19 protein-coding genes are annotated in these 21,036 nt (G+C 61.9%); 11 read left to right on the top strand and 8 right to left on the bottom strand.

All coding sequences use genetic code 11. The features are described from left to right. The first annotated feature begins 100 nt into the window (after positions 1 to 100). Entirely contained in the window at positions 101 to 511 is a 411-nt protein-coding gene (gene vsr / locus FJ938_RS11145; protein WP_140693635.1) for a DNA mismatch endonuclease Vsr, read from the top strand. Positions 512 to 532: 21 nt separating this feature from the next. On the opposite strand, the gene FJ938_RS11140 is transcribed toward vsr, so the two are convergent. Then, positions 533 to 1,714, bottom strand: a complete 1,182-nt coding sequence (locus FJ938_RS11140; RefSeq protein ID WP_140693633.1) for a hypothetical protein — start codon at positions 1,712 to 1,714, stop codon at positions 533 to 535. Continuing rightward, positions 1,711 to 2,964, bottom strand: a complete 1,254-nt coding sequence (locus FJ938_RS11135; RefSeq protein WP_140693631.1) for a DNA cytosine methyltransferase — start codon at positions 2,962 to 2,964, stop codon at positions 1,711 to 1,713. The genes FJ938_RS11140 and FJ938_RS11135 overlap by 4 nt, the downstream gene beginning before the upstream one ends. A gap of 407 nt (positions 2,965 to 3,371) precedes the next feature. Between FJ938_RS11135 and FJ938_RS11130 the strand changes: the two genes are divergently transcribed. Continuing rightward, complete coding sequence (locus tag FJ938_RS11130) at positions 3,372 to 4,298, top strand: hypothetical protein (RefSeq protein WP_140693629.1); 927 nt, start codon at positions 3,372 to 3,374, stop codon at positions 4,296 to 4,298. 60 nt (positions 4,299 to 4,358) lie between these two features. Here the strand turns inward: FJ938_RS11130 and FJ938_RS11125 are convergent, their stop codons facing one another. Beyond that, on the bottom strand, positions 4,359 to 4,619 hold the full coding sequence (locus FJ938_RS11125) for a DUF982 domain-containing protein (protein ID WP_140693628.1): 261 nt from the start codon (positions 4,617 to 4,619) through the stop codon (positions 4,359 to 4,361). Continuing rightward, positions 4,616 to 4,810, bottom strand: a complete 195-nt coding sequence (locus FJ938_RS11120) for a hypothetical protein (protein WP_140693625.1) — start codon at positions 4,808 to 4,810, stop codon at positions 4,616 to 4,618. The genes FJ938_RS11125 and FJ938_RS11120 overlap by 4 nt, the downstream gene beginning before the upstream one ends. Before the next feature lie 995 nt (positions 4,811 to 5,805). Between FJ938_RS11120 and FJ938_RS29415 the strand changes: the two genes are divergently transcribed. The 4 genes from FJ938_RS29415 (at position 5,806) to FJ938_RS11100 (ending at position 8,916) form a co-directional block, all read left to right on the top strand. Further along, positions 5,806 to 5,961 (top strand): hypothetical protein, encoded by a 156-nt coding sequence (locus tag FJ938_RS29415; protein WP_181165678.1) that lies wholly within the window; start codon positions 5,806 to 5,808, stop codon positions 5,959 to 5,961. Positions 5,962 to 6,002: 41 nt separating this feature from the next. Beyond that, entirely contained in the window at positions 6,003 to 6,197 is a 195-nt protein-coding gene (locus FJ938_RS11110; protein ID WP_140611161.1) for a hypothetical protein, read from the top strand. 116 nt (positions 6,198 to 6,313) lie between these two features. Continuing rightward, positions 6,314 to 7,774, top strand: coding sequence for an AMP nucleosidase (locus FJ938_RS11105; RefSeq protein ID WP_246671561.1), 1,461 nt, complete (start codon positions 6,314 to 6,316; stop codon positions 7,772 to 7,774). Positions 7,775 to 7,905: 131 nt separating this feature from the next. Continuing rightward, positions 7,906 to 8,916: an endonuclease/exonuclease/phosphatase family protein gene (locus tag FJ938_RS11100; RefSeq protein WP_181169064.1), complete on the top strand. Its 1,011-nt coding sequence runs from the start codon at positions 7,906 to 7,908 to the stop codon at positions 8,914 to 8,916. Positions 8,917 to 8,958: 42 nt separating this feature from the next. Here the strand turns inward: FJ938_RS11100 and FJ938_RS11095 are convergent, their stop codons facing one another. Then, the gene (locus tag FJ938_RS11095) at positions 8,959 to 9,555 is read right to left on the bottom strand and encodes a DUF922 domain-containing protein (protein ID WP_140693620.1); all 597 of its coding nucleotides are present in this window, start codon (positions 9,553 to 9,555) and stop codon (positions 8,959 to 8,961) included. Positions 9,556 to 9,657: 102 nt separating this feature from the next. Beyond that, the gene (locus FJ938_RS11090; RefSeq protein ID WP_140693617.1) at positions 9,658 to 11,337 is read right to left on the bottom strand and encodes an electron transfer flavoprotein-ubiquinone oxidoreductase; all 1,680 of its coding nucleotides are present in this window, start codon (positions 11,335 to 11,337) and stop codon (positions 9,658 to 9,660) included. Between the two features lie 220 nt (positions 11,338 to 11,557). Here FJ938_RS11090 and FJ938_RS11085 point away from each other — a divergent pair, with 220 nt between their 5' ends. The 3 genes from FJ938_RS11085 (at position 11,558) to FJ938_RS11075 (ending at position 14,104) form a co-directional block, all read left to right on the top strand. Continuing rightward, on the top strand, positions 11,558 to 12,202 hold the full coding sequence (locus FJ938_RS11085; protein ID WP_140611170.1) for a hypothetical protein: 645 nt from the start codon (positions 11,558 to 11,560) through the stop codon (positions 12,200 to 12,202). 50 nt (positions 12,203 to 12,252) lie between these two features. After that, complete coding sequence (locus tag FJ938_RS11080; RefSeq protein ID WP_140611172.1) at positions 12,253 to 13,173, top strand: uracil-DNA glycosylase; 921 nt, start codon at positions 12,253 to 12,255, stop codon at positions 13,171 to 13,173. Positions 13,174 to 13,291: 118 nt separating this feature from the next. Then, positions 13,292 to 14,104: a helix-turn-helix transcriptional regulator gene (locus FJ938_RS11075; protein ID WP_140611174.1), complete on the top strand. Its 813-nt coding sequence runs from the start codon at positions 13,292 to 13,294 to the stop codon at positions 14,102 to 14,104. Here FJ938_RS11075 and FJ938_RS11070 read toward each other — a convergent pair whose 3' ends face one another. Next, the gene (locus FJ938_RS11070; protein ID WP_140611176.1) at positions 14,105 to 15,070 is read right to left on the bottom strand and encodes a DMT family transporter; all 966 of its coding nucleotides are present in this window, start codon (positions 15,068 to 15,070) and stop codon (positions 14,105 to 14,107) included. A gap of 230 nt (positions 15,071 to 15,300) precedes the next feature. On the opposite strand from FJ938_RS11070, the gene pepN reads away from it, so the two are divergent. Both pepN and FJ938_RS11060 read left to right on the top strand, forming a co-directional pair. Continuing rightward, the gene (gene pepN / locus FJ938_RS11065) at positions 15,301 to 17,946 is read left to right on the top strand and encodes an aminopeptidase N (RefSeq protein ID WP_140611178.1); all 2,646 of its coding nucleotides are present in this window, start codon (positions 15,301 to 15,303) and stop codon (positions 17,944 to 17,946) included. Between the two features lie 206 nt (positions 17,947 to 18,152). Next, positions 18,153 to 20,474: a PAS domain-containing sensor histidine kinase gene (locus FJ938_RS11060; protein WP_140693614.1), complete on the top strand. Its 2,322-nt coding sequence runs from the start codon at positions 18,153 to 18,155 to the stop codon at positions 20,472 to 20,474. Between the two features lie 45 nt (positions 20,475 to 20,519). On the opposite strand, the gene FJ938_RS11055 is transcribed toward FJ938_RS11060, so the two are convergent. Next, positions 20,520 to 20,996, bottom strand: a complete 477-nt coding sequence (locus FJ938_RS11055; RefSeq protein ID WP_140693612.1) for a hypothetical protein — start codon at positions 20,994 to 20,996, stop codon at positions 20,520 to 20,522. Positions 20,997 to 21,036: the final 40 nt, after the last annotated feature.

Here is a 21,036-nt window from a genome sequence, read left to right as displayed (position 1 = left end):
CAAATCTTGTTCTTGAACGGGCTAAGCCTTGCCCTAACTCGACGCTGCGACGCCTTGATGGATGTTGAAGAAGTCTCATTGATTAACAGAAGCACGCCCAATGAGTGACCGGATTTCTGTTGAACGTCGCTCAGCAAATATGGCCCGCATCAGAGGGAAAGATACCTCGCCCGAACTGCGCACTCGCAAAGCTGCTCACTCCATGGGGCTTCGATTCCGGCTGCACCGAAGGGACCTGCCAGGCAAGCCAGATTTGGTCTTTCCAAAGTACCGGACTGCCATCTTCGTTCACGGTTGCTTCTGGCATCAGCATGCCGCGTGCAAGCGCGCTTCTCGACCGAAATCAAACCGAGACTATTGGGATCGGAAGCTCAAACGCAATGTGGAGCGGGACGCCGCCGCTATCAATGCCCTGGCAGCAAGTGGCTGGCACGTAGGAGTAATATGGGAGTGCCAGACAACCGACGAAGCGGTTCTGGTCAGCGAGATCGAAGCAATATTGTCGAGATGAGCGGCGACGAAGATGAGAGGGTTAAGTCCGCGCTCGTCTCCCGACGTATGTCCTGCTGTCGAGATTAGCCGCTTCCCCACGTGTTGACTGATGGACCACCGCCTCAATGTAGCCTTCACCGGCCTCCTCGGCCCGCTCCTTGAACTTCTCAAATATTGTCGTGGTCATGGTTTCCACGCTGTAGCCGGTCTCCGCCGCCGCCAACTCGAAGGCAGCTTGGTAGATTCGCACCAGAAGTTCAGCGCCGTTCCCGCTTCCCGTCAGCACCTTGAAGGAAGCGTCGCCCACCATGATTATCAAAGCAGGCTCAACCCGCAGCATTCCACCCATCGAGCGGTGTCCCCGGAGCGTGTTGCCAACCAGTGAGTGCGAATAGAGTTCGGCGCCTGGATAGGCCATGCGAAGCTGTCGCATCTGTTCAGCCAAACGCATGCCTCCGCTGCTATTCAGCGTTCCCGTTTTCGACTTAACCTGATGGAGCCGCAACGGTCGACCGGCTTCGGCGGGTGGCTGCACAACGTCCACGCCGGGGAATGGATTGAATTGGAAGTCAAATAACTCGGAGTTCTCGGCGCGTGGTTCTGGGTTTTTCACGTTGCCCCGCATGCGTCCAACAACCTCCTCATGGAGGTGTCCCATAAGCCCTTCCAAGATCATGAGAGCCTTGTGAGAGACCGTCGCACCTATCGCCTGCCGGAAGTCCCCCTCGCACAACAGGGCTTGGGTCGCGGCGAGCAAATAGGGGTCCAGAACGTCGCCAGGATTTCGCCCTACTTCAATGTCTGCCGCAGTCTTGGGGAGATCGCCTATGATTCTCGTGACCTTTCGGGTCGCCCATTGCAGGACGGCGTCTGGGTCTTCAAACGCCCGCAGCAACTGCGCCCGCCTCGAAAGATTTTGAGCGTGTAGTTGCGAGGCAGAATCTGGGATGCCAGCGGCCTTCACAAGGTTGCGGAACATGTCACTGAGGTCCCCAAAATCGAGGTCAGCCACATCGGAGACGGGACGGTCGAACAGTTCCTTAGGGACCGTGATTGCCAGCTTCAGATCGTCAAGAACACGAAGACAGAACGCCCCCGCGTTGGGGAACGCGCGGCCAATAATGGACCGCTGCGCGCGAATGAGATCAGCCTTGAAAGCCTCGCCCACGCGTTGGGCAGGATGTTTTGGCGGCAGGAACTCTATCAGATCGACGCTACTCAAGCTGCTCTCGCAACTCGGTTTCGAGCCGATGCTCTAAGGCGAGCAACGGCGCTTGCCATCATCGTTTCCATGTCGGGGTGACGCACCTTATCCCGCTTCTTGCTGCTGTCATGCTGGACAATCGCTGTGCCGATAGCTTCGCCGAGCGGGACCGGCACCGCATTGCCGATCTGCATGTATCGTGCGTTCATCGCGCCATCGAAGATCCAGTCGGCAGGGAAGCCTTGAAGTGCAGCAGCCTCCGACACCGATATGGGGCGGTCCTGGTCCGGATGACAGAGGGCGCTTCCCTTACGGTTTGCACGACCTGTGATAGTGGGTGAAGGTCGGTCCCATGCCAACCGTCGAAAGAAGCCGGTCTTGCCGCCACCGCTTTCATAGGATCCACCCAGCGCAGCCTTCTGCACGGCCGGAGGAAGCGCTCTCCAGTTGCCTCCTTGGGGGACCATAGCAAAAAACTTGCGGACCTCGGGCGTGTAAATGGAGTGAGCGCCCGGCGCCTTCCTGAGTTTCCAGATTGCGTCCCGAACGGTGCGGTAGGGCTGGTCAGCCAAACCAAAGGAAACGGGAGGGAGTGCCGCCGGAGGATGGTCGCGCGATCCAAGCATGACAAAGCGGAGCCGATGTTGAGGAGCCCCATAGTCAGCGGCATCCACCACGCCGAAGGAAATATGATAGCCGAGGGCAGTTGCATCACTGATGATTTGGCGGAGCGCGCTTCCCGACATCTCCTCTTCATCCAACGCGCGGACACCATCGATGTCACGGTTGAGGTTCCCGGAATAACGCTTCAAGCTCCAGTGTTTCCCCGGTCGCTCTGAAATCGGACGATGACGGAGCGCAGCGGTCGTCAGGTTCGCAACATTCTCCAGCACAAAATAGCGTGGCCTGATTTCGGAGATCAGCCGGAAGTACTCGTAAATCAGGTTCCCGCGCGGATCACTTAGCGCTGCCCGTCTGCCGCCAGAGGAAAATGGTTGGCAAGGTGGCCCCCCGGCCATCAGAAAGACCTCCCCGTCAAACTTGCGTCTCCTTCTGAGACCATCGCCCGTTAACGAGGAAACATCACAATCCACCAGATCGAGATTCGGCCTGTTCGCCCGTATGGTGCGGCAGTACGTTGGCTCAATCTCATTCGCAAGTGTTGCCGGCAAGCCAGCCGCCTCCAGGCCAAGGTCCAACCCCATTGCGCCTGAGAAAAACGACCAAACTTCGCGGCGCTGAGCGCCTCCCCGAATCGAATCTCTCATAGATGGTTCCCCTGAACATTATGGGAACAGTAGGGAGGTTAAGGAATCGTGTCCAGCCGTCCTGTTTCAGGTGGAAGACTGGCTGAAGCGGGACGGCCGGGATTGGAAGTCTCGTCCGCGCTCACTGCTCGCAACAGTTTCCCCGACCTAACAGCCAATGCGCTGTGCCCCATCCACGACACCCCCCGTGTCCTGATCTCCGTCCCGCAAATTAACCCGAACTCAACAAGACTCTTGAAACAGCCCCCTTAACAGGTTCTTATTGCAGCGGGTTGGTGGGGCTCTATTAGATCGTGCGTATATCTTCTCTATTTCTGGGGGCTGGTTTAATTGTCGCGGCGGCGACATGTCGGGTCGAGGCATTGGAGTACACTCCGGTCACGTCTCCGGGCCAGCAGCCTTTCCTCGTGATCTCCGGTGAATTTGGCGTCGATGAACCTTTGACCGGTTTCAGCAACGCCGTTGCGAGTAGTGGGGCCAAGGCCATCGTTTTTGACTCTCCCGGCGGCAGTGTCGGCAGCGCGATGGAGATAGGCCGGATGATCCGAGCAGCCGGACTGGACACGATACAGCTTCGCCAATTGCAGTGCGCTTCGGCATGTTCACTGGCTTTCATGGGCGGTGTCCTACGCGCCGCCGATCCTGGCTCCATTGGCGTTCATCGGTCTTCGTTTGCGCCAGATAGTGGAATGTCCGCCGACGAAGCCGTGGCCGGTGTCCAGGCGGTGACCGCCCAGATCATGTCCTACATGACCGAGATGGGCGTGGACCCCAGACTTATGCAAATGGCCTTGAGCTATGACAGGTCAGACATGAGATACCTGTCGGCCAGCGAAATGGCTGACTTGAAGTTGACCAACGTTGCCGCGACCCAGTCGCCGATGGGTGCCTCGCAGGTGCCGTCGCGACACGATGCCGGTCCCGCGCCTGCGCCAAATGCTGCCGCCAAGCAACAGCTGGAGAGCGCTGCGGCAGCGTTCATCAAAGGCCTCATCGAACACCACGGGGACAACACCGCGCTCGCTCTCGCCCAGGTTCAGGCATCCTACGCTGCCTCTGTCGACTATTATGGGAAGTGGACTGACCTGGACACCATCATCGAGGACAAGCGGAACTACTTCCAGCGCTGGCCCGAGCGGGGATACAGTGTCCACGACAATAGCATCATGGTCACATGCGCCAACGACCAGTGCATGGTCTCGGGCGTATATGACTGGGTTGTGCGAAGCCTCCCGAGACACAAACAGGCCAAAGGCGTAGCGAACTTTAGCTATACCATATCCGTTGGCCCCAACGCCAAAATCATCGCGGAGACAGGTAGGGTCCAGCGCTAATCATTGGTAGATGCGGGTCGCCTTACGCTTCTTTGAAGACCTGGGCCGATTACTGCAATCTTACTGAGGACCAACCTCAAGGTCCGGCAGGTACATGCCCTGCTCGGCTGCAGCCTCCCTAAAGGCATCCCGAGCTTCGTCCGGTGCGATCCGGCCCTCCATGGCATCCACGCAGGCCTTAACCGCAAGCTTCCACCTTGGACCCTTGAGGTTCCATCTCAGGAGTATCTCTGAGGCCTTCTGGACATCTCCGACCATCATGGTCAGTCCAGGACGCTCTCCCCTCACGGGGACCCTGCCGTTCCACCACAGGATGCTCATACGATATCACCTCGGGACAACCTGCGTTTCACGTCGGCAATGTTGAGGAGATCGACCAGATCATCAGCGTATTCCAAGTCCAGCCCAGTGACTGGCTGGCCCTCGATTTCTGCTGGTTGCCCCGTGAACACGTCGAACACCGTCCATGTACCATCAGTTTCCTTTCGGAGATCGTAGCGTTGCTGAGCCATGACGCCGAACCTTTTTAGAAAAAATTCGTCTCACCTTTTACGTATACACCGAGGCCCCGGTTCCCCCCGTAGGGGGTGTTCGGCGAACTGACGCTTCTACCGTAGACCCTGTGGCCGTCGCGGGTCTCCCTTCCGTCGTACGCCTGGTACAATCTCGTAAAATATTCCGAGCCCTACTCTGGAGGAAATCTGCGGCTGCACCATCCTCGATCTGGGGCGAAACAAGGTGGCTACTCCCACTTGTCTTGACCACCAACTGGCTGCAATATCGTATCGGGCGGCGCCAGAGGCATGTCGTCTCCGGCCGTCAAGCTCTCTATCTGAGATGCCACCGAGGGCATTGGGGGGCGGCAAAATGCCATTGTCGCGCTACTCTGGAGCGTACGATCCTGCTGATCTGGGCTTGCTCAAGCGGGTATTCGATCGGCTGTGTGCCGAGCGTCGCCTTGCTAACAAAGATAAGGAGCAGCGGGAGGGCTTGGCTGCGGAACTTATCGGCGTTTTCACGTTAGGCATCACGGACGAGACGGAGCTATGGCGGGCCCTCACCAAGCGACGGCGCCTCTAAACCCCCTACCGTCCAAGGGTCACCGAGAGAAATCCTGCGCCTTTTTGCGAAAAATCTGTTTCGGTATTTACGTGTTGCGGCGAGGCCTGTTTTCCCCGTAGCCCCTCAGGGACACTCACCGTCCCGGTCCTATCCCGCACGACCATGCGACGCATCATACTCCTGGTTCCATCTGCAAAGATAAAGTCATTCCTGGCACAAGCTCTGATCGACTATTTCCTTGTGACCTCAAAGCGGGGCCTGGCGGGCCCCGCTTTCGTTTGATCGATGCGCTGGCGCCGGCGCTCTATGCGCGGCCTGCCGCCGTCCGAAGGCGGCGGCCAGACGAGATCCCGTCAATCAATTTGAACCGCAGATGAACGCCGGCATCAGAGCCGGTTCAGAGGCATCAGAGCATTCTCCCGCGCATTGAAGGAGACACCACCCCATGCTCGCCCGCCGCTTCACCATCGTCTGCCTGCTGATGAGCCTGTTTGGAATGTTCTTCGCCATCCTCGTCGCCGAAGTGGGCCGTCCGGCGCGCTCCTGGGACGAAGCCACCAGACTCTGCCGCCTCGCCTGCCCGACCAACCTTCGCCATTGAAACCAGAGTATCCGGACCTCGAAAAGAAAAGCTCGGACATCATGGACCGTATCACCGCCAACGCCCTCAAGACCCTTCGGCTTCTGCCGCGGGCGGCGCTCATCCTGATACTTCTGGCCGCCCCGGTCCTGGCCGTGCCGATGATGCGCGCCGATACCGGGTCGACGATCGAGGCGCCGGCGCTGAAGAAGTCCGGCGTGGGGTTGGTTCTGCTGGTCAGCCTGCAGCGGGGATGAAGAAAAATGCAGCTTTGAGCGGCTTCGGCGGCAAGCCCCCTCCCAACCGCTCGTCCAAGTCTCTATATTGAGCCATGGAAAAGCGAATCTACCCCCAAGCCATCGAATCTGTCGTCATGCCGGAGCCTTTTGGCCGGCAAAGCTTTCACAGCGCCGAAAAAGCGGTCGCAGCACTGCAGATGCTCTACGACCGCAACACCAAATTCCTGCGCGATTCCTTCGCCGCGCTTGCCGCCGGCGGCGACAGCAGCAAGCGCTACCGCGCCTTCTATCCCGAGATCGGCGTCACCACGAGTTCGTTCACCCAGGTCGACTCACGCCAGGCCTACGGCCATATGCCGACGCCCGGTCATTTCGCCACCACGATTACCCAGCCGCGGCTGTTCGAGAATTACCTCGTCGAGCAGCTTCGCCTGATCATGCGCAATCACGGTGTGGCGGTGACGGTCTCGGAATCGACCACGCCGATCCCGCTGCATTTCGCCTTCCTGGAGGGCGCCTATGTCGACGGCGCGGCGGCCGAACGCATCAAGCGGCCGATCCGCGACCTGTTCGACGTGCCGGACCTCGACGGCACCGACGATCAGATCGCCAACGGCACGTTCGAGGTCGCCTTCGGCGAGCCTCGGCCACTGGCGCCATTCACCGCGCAGCGCATCGATTATTCGTTGCACCGCATGACGCACTATACGGCCACCAGCCCGCAGCATTTCCAGAATTTCGTGCTGTTCACCAATTATCAGTTCTACATCGACGAGTTCGTCGCCCGCGCGCGCGACCTGATGGAGAATGGCGGCGGCGGCTATGTGGAATTCGTCGAGCCGGGCAATGTCGTGACCCGGGCCGGCGCCGGCGCGGCAAGCGAGGGCACCCCACCCGCCCGCCTGCCGCAGATGCCTGCCTACCACCTGAAGAAGCCGAACCATGGCGGCATCACCATGGTCAATATCGGGGTTGGGCCTTCCAACGCCAAGACGATCACCGACCACATCGCGGTGCTAAGGCCGCATGCCTGGGTGATGCTTGGCCACTGTGCCGGGCTGCGCAACACCCAGGCGCTGGGCGACTATGTGCTGGCGCACGCCTATGTGCGCGAGGACCATGTGCTCGACGACGATCTTCCGGTGTGGGTGCCGATCCCGCCACTGGCCGAAATCCAGGTCGCGCTCCAGGAAGCGGTTGCCGAGGTCACCGGCCTGTCCGGCTACGATTTGAAGCGCATCATGCGCACCGGCACGGTCGCCACCATCGACAATCGCAACTGGGAACTGCGCGACCAGCGCGGACCGGTGCAGCGCCTGTCGCAGTCGCGCGCCATCGCGCTCGACATGGAATCGGCGACGATCGCCGCCAATGGTTTCCGCTTCCGCGTCCCCTACGGCACGCTGCTGTGCGTTTCCGACAAGCCGCTGCACGGCGAGCTGAAGCTGCCCGGCATGGCGACCGAGTTCTATAAGCGCCAAGTGGCGCAACACCTGACAATCGGCATCAGGGCAATGGAGAAGCTGGCCGAGATGCCGATGGAGCGATTGCATTCACGCAAGCTCCGGAGCTTTTCCGAGACGGCATTCCAGTAGGCGATCGTGAAGCCGTGGCGAGGCAATTCGTCGTCTTGCCCGGGCCGCGATTTGGCCCATAAGCAGATCGAACGATCGTCAGGCGGCATTCGGCAGATATGACCCCAATGACAACAGGCGCGCGCTCGAACATGACTGCTGGGTTGGCATTCCTGGCGATGATGGCCTTGTCGGCGGCCCTGTTGGCCGGTTTCTTCGGCTCGCTGCACCCCGCTTTCGATTCCTTCTCGCATTTCCGCATGCACCTCGGCGTGCTTGTCGCGTTGCTTGCCCTGCCGCTGCTGGCCAGTTCGTTTCGGCTGCAGGCCGCGGCGGCCCTACTCTTTGCCGTCGCCAGCCTCGCGACGACGGCAAGTGCGCTGCCCAGATTCTGGCCGCAGCAGGCCGTCGCCAAACCGGCGGATAAAATGACTTACAGCCTGTTGCAGATGAATCTGCGCTTCAACAACCCGACACCGAAGAAAGTGCTTTCCCTGATCGGCCGCACCAATCCGGACGTGATCACCCTCGACGAAGTCTCGGCGATGTGGGCGACCGAGTTCAGCTATATCGCCAGCGCCTACCCCTACCGCATTCTTTGCGACTATCCCAACGGCATGTTCGGCGTAGCGCTGCTGTCGCGCCGGCCATTCGTCGCCGGCACCGCGCCGCGTTGCGAGCCGCGGGGCGCGATGGCGACCGCCACCATTGATTTCGGCGGGATCGGTGTCGACGTCGCCGCGATCCATTTGAGCTGGCCCTGGCCGAAGGAGCAATACTGGCAGATCGGCGAACTGACGGAACCACTGGTCGCGCTCGGCGAGACCGCGATCCTGGCCGGCGATTGCAACGCCGTGCCGTGGAGCGCGGCTGTGCGGCGGGTCGCGGCTCTCGGCGGGCTGACACTTATGCCTTCGGCCGGCCCGACCTGGATCCACCGGACGCTGCCCGACGTCCTGCGCCGCTATGCGGGCCTGCCTATCGACCAGGTGTTCAGCAAGGGCGCGTTGACGATCCTGTCGTCGACGCGAATGGAGGACACCGGCTCCGACCATCTGCCGGTCCTGGTCGAGTTCACGTTGCGGCCCGACGACAAGCAGCCTCGTGACGAACATGAGAGCGCGTTGGCGTCGAACAATCCGATTCCCACGCCGCGCGGCTGAGCGCGCCTTCGTCCTCTCCAGGATCACGACTGGGTCGTGCCTTCAGGGCTTCCCCACCAAAGCGTCGACAAGGTGCTCGACATGGCCGCCGTTGCGGTGCTCGCGCGCGTCGAAAGCGTTCTGCTTGGCTTCGTATTCGGCATAGATGGCGTTGATGCGCCGTCTCGCCTCAAAGTGTGTGCCCGTGCAGAACCAGTTGTCCGGGCGTTCCAGGCCGGCAAGCGCGGTCTCGGTCGCGCGCATCATCGCCTTGGCGATGCTGCCGTGCGTGTGCTCATGCTCGCGGACGCCAGCCATGAACCGGTCCCAACGCTTGCGCGGGCCGGGGCTTGCCGGTGAGAGCCGCGGAAAGGTGTAGGTCAGGTCGAGCGTGCCATTGGCCTGCCGCAAATGACAGATCCCATCCTGGCGGCTGATATCGAGATCCCAATGCACGGTGTAACCGGTTTCGGCGATGGCACGTGTCATATAGCCGTGCTTGGGTCCCTGCCGGTCCATCGCCTCGACAAGTTCGGCCCCGGTCTTTCCGGCAACATCATAGTTACGGACATGAACGACGATCTTTGTGCCCGCCGATGCGGCCGACACGCAGGACAGCGCACAGGCCGCGGCAAGCGTCGTCAGGCTGGTCAGGCGCATGTCCGCCTCCTTTGTCGGCAGCCAAGCAGACCACATTCGGCGAGGCGCTTCAACGGGCTTGAGCGAAGCCGCCAGCGATGGCGGCAGCAGATCGGCCGCCACTCACATGTTCTGGTAGACCGGGCCTTCGCCGCCCTGCGGCGGCACCCAGTTGATGTTCTGGTTCGGGTCCTTGATATCGCAAGTCTTGCAGTGGACGCAGTTCTGCGCGTTGATGACGAAGCGCACGTCCTTGGCCGAGGGATCGGCAGCTGCGTTGCCATCCTTGTCGACCCATTCGTAGACACCGGCCGGGCAATAGCGTGTGGAAGGCCCGGCGAAGACATCGTGCTCGGAGCGCTGCTGCAGCGCCATGTCGCCGACGATGAGGTGCACCGGCTCGTTTTCTTCGTGATTGGTGTTGGACAGGAACACCGAGGACAGGCGGTCGAATGTCAGCACGCCATCCGGCTTCGGATAGGCGATCTTCTTGTGCTGGGCGGCGGGCTCGAGTGTGGCATAGTCGGCCTTGCCATGCTTCAGCGTGCCGAAGGGCGAGAAACCGAACAAGCTGTTCAGCCACATGTCGAGGCCGCCGAGGCTGACGCCGACGATGGTGCCGAAGCGCGACCAGAGCGGCTTGACGTTGCGCACCTTCTTCAGGTCCTTGCCGATGTCGGTCGCGCGCCACGCCGCCTCGTAGGAGGAAAGCTCGTCATTGGCACGGCCGGCGCCGATCGCCTCGGCGACATGCTCGGCCGCCAGCATTCCCGACAGCACCGCATTGTGGGAGCCCTTGATGCGCGGCACGTTGACGAAGCCTGCCGCACAACCCATCAGCACGCCGCCTGGGAAGGACAGTTTCGGCACCGATTGCCAGCCGCCCTCGGTGATAGCGCGCGCGCCGTAGCCTAGACGCTTTGCGCCTTCGAACGTACCCGCGACCGCCGGATGGGTCTTGAAGCGCTGAAATTCCTCGAAGGGCGACAGATATGGGTTTTTGTAGTTGAGGTGGACGACGAAGCCGACCGCCACCTGGTTGTCCTCCAGATGGTAGAGGAACGAGCCGCCGCCGGTCTTCATGTCGAGCGGCCAACCGAAGGAATGCTGCACCAGGCCCGGCCGGTGGTTCTCCGGCTTGACCTGCCAGAGTTCCTTGAGGCCGATGCCATACTTGCCGGGCTCGCGGCCGTCGGAAAGCTTGTATCTGGCGATCAGCTGCTTGGCGAGCGAGCCCCGCGCGCCTTCGCCGATCAGCACATATTTGCCCATCAGTGCCATGCCCGGCGCGAAGCCTGGGCCATGCGTGCCGTCCTTCTCGACGCCCATGTCGCCGGTGACGACGCCGGTGACGGCGCCTTCTTCATTGTAGAGCAGCCCGGCGGCGGCAAAGCCCGGATAGATCTCGACGCCAAGCGCCTCGGCCTTGGTCGCCAGCCAGCGGCAGACATTACCGAGCGAGACAATGTAATTGCCGTGGTTGTTCATCAGCGGCGGCATTAGGAAATTGGGCAGACGGAACGAGCCGGCCGGGCCGAGCACGAGGAAATGATCCGCGGTGACGGGCGTCTTGAAAGGGTGGCCTTCCTCTTCGCGCCAGCCGGGCAGCAGCCGGTCGATGCCGATCGGATCGACGACGGCGCCGGAGAGGATATGGGCGCCGACCTCGCCGCCCTTTTCCAGCACGACGACGGAAAGCTCGGGATTGACCTGCTTGAGTCGGATGGCCGCGGCAAGGCCGGCCGGTCCGGCCCCGACGATGACCACGTCGAATTCCATGCTTTCGCGTTCGATATCGCTCATCAACCCCTCCGCACTGGCTTGCCGCTGGTCGCGCATCTTGCTGGCTCCTGCGCTGCATAGCGCATCAATTGACGACAGGAAACCGGCGCATGCGTGACAATGCGGATTTGGCCAAAAAGTCGCGCATCTTGCGGCATCGTAGCCGTTTCTGCACAGCGCGGCCCGCCAACCCAGCGTTTTTTATTGTTCGACGACTTGCTTATCGGCCATACTTCCCGCCATGCGCATTCCCGGGCCAGCCGGCTTTTCTTCGACGCGCTTTCCATCGACGCCCGGCCGGGCCAGCCGGGCGATTCTTCTTGCTCTTCTGACGTTGGCACCAGGTCACGCCGCCCCGAACGAGGTGAAGGTCTGGGCAACAGGCGCCTACTCCTTCTCCGACGAGCTTGGCGGCTTCCGCATCACCGGAGCCTCAGGCATCGGAACGAAGGACGATCCGCTGGTCATCACCGAAGAGCTGAATTCAGCGACACCGGTGACGCTGACCATCCGCACGACAAAGCCGATCCAGCCATTCGGCAAGGCGGGTGAGTTCGCCAACGGTATCATGTATATGCGCATCGACGTGCTCAACAACAGCGGCCAGGCCTGGATCGAGTTCCAGTTCGAGCTTCAGGAAATACTGGATCAGCCAAGCGTGTTTGGAGACGGACTTTCGTTCGACCAGCGCAACAAGACGCCCGAGAACATCTGGTCCAGCAATTTCGCCGATTTCGACCGCGACTTCGAACCCTATGACCGGCTGCTGTTCAGGAATGGCAAGGTCGACCCGCTGAAGACCGCCAGCTTCGAATTCCTGATGACCGATTACACGCCGCGATGGACCTTCTATCTGGTGCAGGACCCACGCATACCGACGGGATAGCGCGGTCTGAACAACTTGCAAATCATGGTCGCGCGGACGATGGTGGCGCCATGACTGCCACCGCCCCCAACACCCCAGCCGAAGTCGCCGAGCTGCTCGCCTTTTATGCCAGCACGGGCGTCGACGAGGCGTTGGAGGACACACCCATCAACCGGTTCGCCGAAGCTTCTCGTCCGAAGCAATCCGAGCGCGCGCCTGCACCGGTCGCGCCCGCCCACGAAAACAGACCCCAGGAGCGGCCCTCATTGGCCCCCCGCGGCGACCAAAGCAGAGCTGCAGGTCAGCAAACGGCATCGCCCGGGTTGGATGCAAGCAAGGTGCCGGATGCGCCGGCGCGTACCGTGGCCGCCGCCGTGCCCGACGAGGCGCAGGCCGCCCTCGCCCGGCAAATCGCGGCGCGCGCTTCCACCCTCGAAGAGCTGCGCCAGCACATGGCGGCGTTCGACGGCTGCAATCTCAAGGCCACCGCCAAGAACCTGGTGTTCGCCGACGGCAATCCGGAGGCCGCGGTCATGCTGGTGGGCGAAGCGCCGGGCCGTGACGAGGACATCGAGGGGCTACCCTTCGTCGGCCGTTCCGGCCAGTTGCTCGACCGCATGCTGGCCGCGATCGGGCTCGACCGCACATCCGTCTACATTGCCAACGTCATTCCGTGGCGGCCGCCGGGCAACCGCACGCCGACGCCGCATGAGACCGAGATCTGCCGGCCCTTCATCGAGCGGCAGATCGAGCTGGTCAATCCCAAGGTGTTGGTCAATCTCGGCGGCCCGTCGGCCAAGACCTTGCTCAACACCTCCGAAGGCATCCTCAGGCTGCGCGGCAATTGGCGCGTCCACACAACGGCCTCCGGCACCGCCATTCCGGCCATGCCGACACTGCACCCGGCCTATCTCCTGCGAACACCGGCCCACAAGAAGCTGGCCTGGCGGGATTTTCTCGAAGTGAAGGCGAAGCTGCGGGCGCTGTCCTAGACTCTTTGTCCTTACGCAATTCCGGACGGAAAACCGCAACGCACTTTTCCTGGAGTTGCTCCAGCGATAACCTCTCAGGTAATTGAAATGCGCCTGGCCTCGGCCTAACCATCCCTCCATGACAACAGCCCAGCCCTCCGCCGGCAGTCTGATCCGGGAATGGCGTACGCGCCGCCGCATGAGCCAACTCGACCTCGCCACGGAGGCCGAGATTTCGCAGCGGCATCTGAGCTTCGTCGAGAGCGGACGCGCCGCGCCCTCGCGCGACATGGTGCTGCATCTTGCCGAGCAGCTCTCGATTCCACTTCGGCAACGCAACCAATTGCTGCTGGCGGCGGGCTTCGCGCCCAGCTTCAGCGAACGGCCGCTCAGCGACGCGACGCTGGCACCGGCGATGGCGGCGGTCGAGATCGTGCTCAAGGGGCACGAGCCTTTTCCGGCGCTCGCTGTCGACCGGCACTGGAACCTGGTTTCGGCGAATGCCGCGATTGCGCCCTTGCTCGCCGATGTCAGCGAGGCTTCCTTGCTGGCACCACCTGTCAACGTGCTTCGCCTCAGCCTTCACCCTGGCGGCATCGCGCCGCGCATCGTCAACCTCCAGGAATGGCGCACGCATCTGCTCCAGCGCCTGAAGCACCAGAACGATGCCACCGACGACCCGGTTCTGATCGAGTTGGAGCGCGAATTGCGTGGCTACCCTTCCGGCCTCATGGGCAGCCGGCCGGCGCCCGTCGAGCCGAATGCCATCGCGCATCCGCTCAGACTTGCCCATGGCGATCAGGTGCTGTCGTTCATCAGCACCATAACGGTGTTCGGCACACCGCTCGACGTGACCTTGTCGGAGCTGGCGATCGAATCCTTTTTCCCGGCGGACGAACAGACACGAGCGGTGCTGGTGCGGCTGACGAAGGAACGGGCCGAACGGTCGTGATCAGCCTTGCGGCAAGGCCGCCTTTCGCGTCCTCGTGCGTTCCAGGCCGAGTTGACGCTCACGCCAGATGATGAAGATACCGGCGGCCACCACGATCACACCACCGACCAGGGTGCTGAGCGAGGTCACATCGCCGAAAACGAAATAACCGACGACGACGCCGAGGATCATCGAGGTGTATTCGAAGGGCGCCACGACCGACGCTTCGGCATGCCGGTAAGCCGCCGTCATCAGGATCTGACCGAGGCCGCCGCAAAACCCGGCCAGCACGAGGAGCGCGGCTTGCATTTGCGTCAGCGATTGCCAGCCGAAAGGCAGCGTCAGCAGCGAGAGCACGCTCGCCGTCGAGGAGAACCATAGCACAATGGTCGCCGTCTTCTCGGTCTGCACGAGATTGCGCACGAGCAGCATGGCGACAGCCGAGATGGCCGCGGCCACCAGCACGGCCACCACGCCCAGGACCTCCTGATCGTCGAGCCCCTCGCCCGAGTTGAGCAGGGTCAGTTCCGGCCACGAAATGATGAGCACGCCAATAAGACCAACGGCAACGGCGCTCCAGCGATAGACGCGGATCGTCTCGCCGAGGAAGATCGAGGAGAACACCACGACCAGCAGCGGCTGCGCATAGTTCAAGGTGATCGCCTCCGGCAGCGGCAGCCTGGTCAGCGCGAAGAAGCCAAGTCCCATGGCGCCGACGCCAACGATGCCGCGCGTGACATGGTTGAAAGGTCGTTTGGTGACGAATGCCGTGGACAGCTGTCTCTTGAATGCCAGAAAAGCAATGATCGGGAAGATGGCGAAGAAGGAGCGGAAGAAGACGATCTGGCCCGCGGGCACGTCGCCGACGGCCTTGATGCAGGTTTGCATGCCGACGAAAACCGCCACGGAGACGATCTTCAGCGCGATGCCCCTCGATGTGCCGTGGCCGCCGGTGGTCTCTGCTTGCGCCCTCACTCCTGATGTCACGCTATCGATGCGTCCTTGATCATTGCTCAGATCCGTCCCCGCGTTGTCCGCCCGTCCCGATTTTCGGCCCGACGGTCATGACTGCCTCGTGATGGTTGGGAAGGAGCGCCTGGAAATCGGCCTTCTCACAGTTTTGTCGAAGGACTGTTTCGTGTAAAGAGCGCGGGCTTCGAATTTTTTGGACCAGTCAGACCATGTCTGGTCCCCGGAAAGACAGGAAAAGCCAGGGAATGCGCACTGACACAGGCCAGGTCTTCAAACTGGAAGACTATCGCCCCAGCGACTACCTCATTCCGGAAACGAACCTTGAATTCCGTCTTTCGCCCCAGGCCACGATCGTCACCGCAATATTGACGATCGAGCGTCGGGCGGGCGTTGCCGCGTCGGCGCCGCTGGTGCTCGACGGCGACGGGCTGACGCTCAAACGCATCGAGATCGACGGCAAGAAAGCGAAGCCGGCGGATCTGTTGGTCGGCCCCGACCAGTTGACCATTCTCAAGCCACCGGCAGCGGGCCGCTTCCGGTTGCTGATCGCAACAGAAGTGGCGCCGGCCGGCAATGAAGCCCTGATGGGTCTCTACCGCTCGAACAACGTCTATTGCACGCAATGCGAGGCCGAGGGCTTTCGCCGCATCACCTATTTCCTCGATCGCCCCGATATCCTGTCCGTCTACACCGTGCGGATCGAAGCGCTGCGCGACGAGGCGCCGCTACTTCTGTCCAACGGCAACCCGGTCGACAAGGGCGACCTCGGCGACGGCCGGCACTATGCCATCTGGCACGATCCCTTCCCCAAGCCGTCCTACCTGTTCGCACTGGTGGCCGGTAATCTCGGCAAGGTCGCCGACAGTTTCGTCACGATGTCGGGCCGCAAGGTCGAACTCGGCATCTATGTCGAGCCCGGCAAGGAGAAGCTTGCCGGCTATGCGATGGACGCGCTGAAGCGGTCGATGCAATGGGACGAAGAGGCGTTTGGACGGGAATACGACCTCGACGTCTTCAACATCGTCGCCGTATCCGATTTCAATATGGGCGCAATGGAGAACAAGGGCCTCAACATCTTTAACGACAAATATGTGCTGGCCGACCAGGAGACCGCGACGGATGCCGATTTCGCCAATATCGAGGCGATCATCGCGCATGAGTATTTTCACAATTGGACAGGCAACAGAATCACTTGCCGCGACTGGTTCCAGCTTTGCCTGAAGGAAGGGCTGACGGTCTTCCGCGACCATGAGTTCTCCGCCGACCAGCGCTCGCGCGCGGTCAAGCGCATCGCCGAAGTGCGCACGCTGCGTGCGCACCAGTTTCCCGAGGATCAGGGCCCGCTGGCGCATCCGGTGCGGCCGCGCCGCTACCGCGAGATCAACAATTTCTACACGGCGACCGTCTACGAAAAGGGCTCCGAAGTGGTGCGCATGATCCGCACCATTCTCGGTGCCGAGGCCTTTCGCGCCGGCATGGACCTCTATTTCGAACGGCATGACGGCGAAGCCGCGACAATCGAGGATTTCATCAAGGTGTTCGAAGGGGCGTCGGGCCGCGACCTGTCGCAGTTCGCGCTCTGGTACCATCAGGCGGGCACGCCAAACCTTACGGTCAGTTCGACGCACAATCCGGCGGCGCAGGAATTCACGCTCGAGATCGAGCAGTCGGTGCCGCCAACACCTTCGGAAAGCCGCAAGCGGCTGATGCATATCCCTCTCGCCTTCGGCCTGATTGGCGCCGGCGGCGAGCCTGTCACGTATAGCGGCGTCGAGGGCGCCAGCGTTGAGGACGGCGTCATCCATGTCCGCAAGCGCCGACATCTGGTGCGCTTCTCAGGCGTTGCCGAACGCCCGGCGGTGTCGCTCAACCGCGGATTTTCGGCGCCGGTGACGCTCGCGGTCGAGCAGAAGGCCGATGACCAGTTCTTCCTTGCCCGTCATGACAGTGATGCCTTCTCGCGCTGGCAGGCGTTCAACACGCTGCTCACCGACGCGCTGATCGTTGCCTTCCGTGAAACCCTCGGCGGCAAGCAGCCCGAGTTCGCACCACGGCTGACCGAACTTGCCGGCAGCATCGCCGGCGACGAGACGCTGGAGCCCGCCTACCGGGCCTTGGCTCTGGCGCTGCCCGCCGATGCCGACATTGCCCGCGACATCGGCAAGAACATTGATCCAGACGCCATCCACGCGGCTCGACAGGCCCTTGCGCTCGCCATCGCCACAGCCAATCGGGAACTCTTCGCCCCGCTGTATGACCGCCTTGCGGACAAGGCCGCGTTCAGTCCTGACGCGACAAGTGCTGGCCGGCGCGCCCTGCGCAACATCCTTTTGGACTATCTCTCACTGTTGCCAGGTGGCGCGGCCCTTGCCGTCGTGCATTTTCAGTCCGCTAGCAACATGACCGATCGTGCGGCCGCCTTGACGGTGCTCGCGCATCGTCACCACGCTTCGCCGGAGGCTAATACAGCGCTGGCGGCCTTCGAAAAGAAGTATGCCGCTGACCCGCTGGTCATGGACAAATGGTTCCAGATCCAGGCCAGCGTGCCGGGGCCCCAGGCGGTGGACACGGTTCGCGTCCTGACCGCTCATCCGGCCTTCTCGATGAGCAATCCGAATCGGGTCCGCTCGTTGATCGGTACATTCTCCGGCGCCAATCAGACCGGCTTCCATCGCCCTGACGGCGAAGGCTACCGGTTCTTCGTACAAACAGTGCTCGAGGTCGAAAAGCGCAACCCGCAAGTGGCGGCAAGGCTGGCGACGGCACTGAGATCGTGGCGTTCACTCGAGCCGGGCCGGCAGGTCAAGGCGAGAGAGGCACTGCTTGCGATCGCGGGAGCCGAAAACCTGTCAGCCGATCTGAGGGATATCGTCGAGCGCACGCTGGCGTAGCCACTTCCCAGCCTTCTCCCATGGGAGAAGGCGGAGGCGCCGTACGTCCAGAAGCCAATATTTCAATCAAATTTTAATCTTTTTTCGCCGGGCCACTGGACAAGGCGAATCACCTTTGATTCTTTAATGGCGATTCGGAAGTGCGGTGTTTGCCGGATCACCAGCACATAGAAATGCGGGCATACTGAAATCGGGGAGTGCCATTTATGGCGAAGGCGGACGCGTGGGGCGCGCCCGGAGGGATGGCTTTTGCGCGGCGCGAAACGCGAAGCGACGGCCTTGCCGGGAATACGCGGCTCATCGCCGAACCGACCTACAAGCGGCTTCTGGCCGCCGAGCCGTTGCTGCGCCGCTCGATACCGGCCCTCATCATCATCTTCCTGGTCGTCATCGCGGCGCTACGTGTCCTGTCGCTGATGAACGAGCGAGACGATGTCGAGCGTGACGCCAAGGCGGTCCTCACGCTGGCGGCGGCACAGCTCGCCAGTTCCCTCGCCGCCACCTCGGATACCGTACCCGGCGCCATCCAGGACCTGCTGGAGACCACCAGCCGTCAGGGCGCCATGGGCCGCAGCCATGTGCTCGTCATCACCGACAGCGCCTTCAAGATCACCGCGGTGACGCCGCGCTCGATACCCTGGCAAGGCCATTCGCTCGACGGCCTCGTCCAGGGCGGGCAGCCTCTGTTCATGTTCGGCGACCGTGCCGGCGTCATGGAGGTCAACATCGGCGGGCAGGACTGGTATGCCGCGGTCAGCCTGGCCAAGGACAGGAAGGGCGCTGCTGCGGCTCTCGTGCCGCAGGAAGCGGTTTTCGACACATGGCGCAAGACCGTCTCGCTGAACGTCACCCTGTTCGTGCTGACGGCAGGCGTGCTGATCGTCATCCTCTATGCCTATTTCGGACAGGCGGCGCGCGCGCAGGCAGCCGACCGTATTTATCTCGAAGCGCATCAGCGCATCGACATGGCGCTGGTTCGCGGCCGCTGCGGCCTGTGGGACTGGGACATGGTGCGCGGCAAGATGTATTGGTCACGCTCGATGTACGACATGCTGGGCTACGAGCCCTGCGAGACGATGCTGTCCTTCGGCGAGGTCGACGAGATCATCCACCCCGAGGATGGTGACCTGTTCGAGCTTGCCAACAGGATTGTCGCCCGCGAAATCGATCACATCGACCAGGTGTTCCGGATGCGCCACGCCGATGGTCAATGGGTGTGGATGCGCGCCCGGGCGCAAGTCATGGACCCCGAAGCTCCGGAGATCCAGCTGATCGGCATCGCCGTCGACGTCACCGAGCAGCGCCATCTGGCGCTGCGCTCGGAGGCGGCCGACCTTCGTCTCAGGACCGCCATTGAGAACATCAACGAATCCTTCGTGCTGTGGGATTCGGCCCAGCGCCTGATCATGTGCAACTCCAAATACCAGCAGGACAACGGGCTCTCGGATCGCGACGTGATGCCTGGTGTGACGCGCGTGTCGCTGGAAGAGCGGATGCTGGCCTTTGCGTCCGAGCGCCGGCTTGCCAATACCAATGGTTCGCAAGGCGGCGCCACGTTCGAGCGGCAGCTGTCAGATGGCCGCTGGCTGCAGGTCAACGAGCTCAGGACCCGGGACGGCGGCACCGTCTCGGTCGGGTCCGACATCACCCAGATCAAGCTGCACCAGGAGAAGCTGGTCGACAGCGAGCGTCGGCTGATGGCAACGATCCATGATCTGAGCCTCGCTCGCCGGGCCGAAGAGGAACGGGCGCGCGAACTGGTCGACCTCAACCGAAAATACATGAAGGAAACCGAGCGCGCCGAAGCGGCGAACCGGGCCAAATCCGAATTCCTGGCCAACATGTCACATGAATTGCGCACGCCTCTCAACGCCATCATCGGCTTCTCCGAACTGATGGAACAGGGCCTGTTCGGCCCGCTGGGCTCGGAGCGCTACGAGGAGTACGCCACCGACATCAACAGCAGCGGCAAATATCTGCTCGGTGTCATCAACGACATCCTCGACATGTCCAAGATCGAGGCCGGCCAGTTCTCGCTGGACCAGGAACAGATCGACCTCGGGCCGTTGATCAGCGAGACGGTACGTGTCGTCTCGCTGCAGGCGGCAGAAAAGGCGATCACCGTGGAGACACGCATCGCCGACGCGTTGACCTTGTTCGCCGATCGCCGCGCCATCAAGCAGATCGTCATCAACCTCCTGTCCAATGCGGTGAAATTCACCGGCCAAGGCGGCCACATATCGGTCAGGGCCCGCAACACATCAGGCGCGCTGGTGCTGACCATCGAGGATAATGGCTGCGGCATCCCGAAGGAGGCGCTCGGCAAGCTTGGACGACCCTTCGAACAGGTGCAGAACCAGTTCTCCAAGAACCATGCCGGATCGGGGCTCGGCCTCGCCATCTCGCGCTCGCTAGCCGAACTCCAGGGCGGCGCGCTGAAAATCCGTTCGACCGAAGGTGTCGGCACGATCGTTTCCGTGCGCATCCCGGTGAAGAAGGCACCGCCAACGGTCAAGGCAGCGGCCTGAACGACAGGCTTCGGATGATACTACCGAAGCCTGCGTCAGACAGTTTCACTGCATGCCGTCGTTGCCTTGGTCATCCCATCGGTGGTGACGGCCGAAGCGGCCGCCCTTCGGCAGTTCGCTCTTATCGATCTTGCCATCATTGTTCTTGTCGAGCAGGGCGAACACCTTCTTCTGGCGACCGGCGATGTCATCGGCGGTCAGAGTACCGTCGCCCTTGGTGTCGTAGCGAGCGATGATGCGCCTGGCCATCCGCTCGAAACGCGCCTTCTCCAGCGCGTCCGCGAGCTGGGCAACGGTCAGCTTGCCGCCATTATCGGCAACGAGCTTCTTCAGTCGCGCGTCCATCACGTTGGAAAACTGGTCGAAGGTGATGGCGCCACCTGAATCACTCATTGCCTTGTCGAGGCGCGCCATCATGCCTTCGCGCATTTTTGCGCTGGCATTGTTTTCCGCGTAGGCCGTGGTGGCGACGGCTCCGGCCAGAGCTACGAAGGCAAGGGCAAGCTTGGTTGACTTTTTCATGGTCTTCTCCTGTTGCATCGTCACCCCCGATGCGGCCCGG

It is taken from the genome of Mesorhizobium sp. B2-4-14 (assembly GCF_006442155.1).
Taxonomy (GTDB): domain Bacteria; phylum Pseudomonadota; class Alphaproteobacteria; order Rhizobiales; family Rhizobiaceae; genus Mesorhizobium.
This window is presented reverse-complemented; position numbering and strand designations above follow the sequence as displayed.

Coding starts and splice junctions, on each gene's coding strand:
- FJ938_RS11105 (WP_246671561.1), top strand. CDS start 6,314: ATGCCGGAGCCTTTTGGCCGGCAAAGCTTTCACAGCGCCGAAAAAGCG.
- FJ938_RS29415 (WP_181165678.1), top strand. CDS start 5,806: ATGCTCGCCCGCCGCTTCACCATCGTCTGCCTGCTGATGAGCCTGTTT.
- FJ938_RS11125 (WP_140693628.1), bottom strand. CDS start 4,619: ATGAGCATCCTGTGGTGGAACGGCAGGGTCCCCGTGAGGGGAGAGCGT.
- vsr (WP_140693635.1), top strand. CDS start 101: ATGAGTGACCGGATTTCTGTTGAACGTCGCTCAGCAAATATGGCCCGC.
- FJ938_RS11090 (WP_140693617.1), bottom strand. CDS start 11,337: ATGAGCGATATCGAACGCGAAAGCATGGAATTCGACGTGGTCATCGTC.
- pepN (WP_140611178.1), top strand. CDS start 15,301: ATGCGCACTGACACAGGCCAGGTCTTCAAACTGGAAGACTATCGCCCC.
- FJ938_RS11110 (WP_140611161.1), top strand. CDS start 6,003: ATGGACCGTATCACCGCCAACGCCCTCAAGACCCTTCGGCTTCTGCCG.
- FJ938_RS11095 (WP_140693620.1), bottom strand. CDS start 9,555: ATGCGCCTGACCAGCCTGACGACGCTTGCCGCGGCCTGTGCGCTGTCC.
- FJ938_RS11080 (WP_140611172.1), top strand. CDS start 12,253: ATGACTGCCACCGCCCCCAACACCCCAGCCGAAGTCGCCGAGCTGCTC.
- FJ938_RS11075 (WP_140611174.1), top strand. CDS start 13,292: ATGACAACAGCCCAGCCCTCCGCCGGCAGTCTGATCCGGGAATGGCGT.
- FJ938_RS11100 (WP_181169064.1), top strand. CDS start 7,906: ATGACTGCTGGGTTGGCATTCCTGGCGATGATGGCCTTGTCGGCGGCC.
- FJ938_RS11055 (WP_140693612.1), bottom strand. CDS start 20,996: ATGAAAAAGTCAACCAAGCTTGCCCTTGCCTTCGTAGCTCTGGCCGGA.
- FJ938_RS11120 (WP_140693625.1), bottom strand. CDS start 4,810: ATGGCTCAGCAACGCTACGATCTCCGAAAGGAAACTGATGGTACATGG.
- FJ938_RS11060 (WP_140693614.1), top strand. CDS start 18,153: ATGGCGAAGGCGGACGCGTGGGGCGCGCCCGGAGGGATGGCTTTTGCG.
- FJ938_RS11135 (WP_140693631.1), bottom strand. CDS start 2,964: ATGAGAGATTCGATTCGGGGAGGCGCTCAGCGCCGCGAAGTTTGGTCG.
- FJ938_RS11085 (WP_140611170.1), top strand. CDS start 11,558: ATGCGCATTCCCGGGCCAGCCGGCTTTTCTTCGACGCGCTTTCCATCG.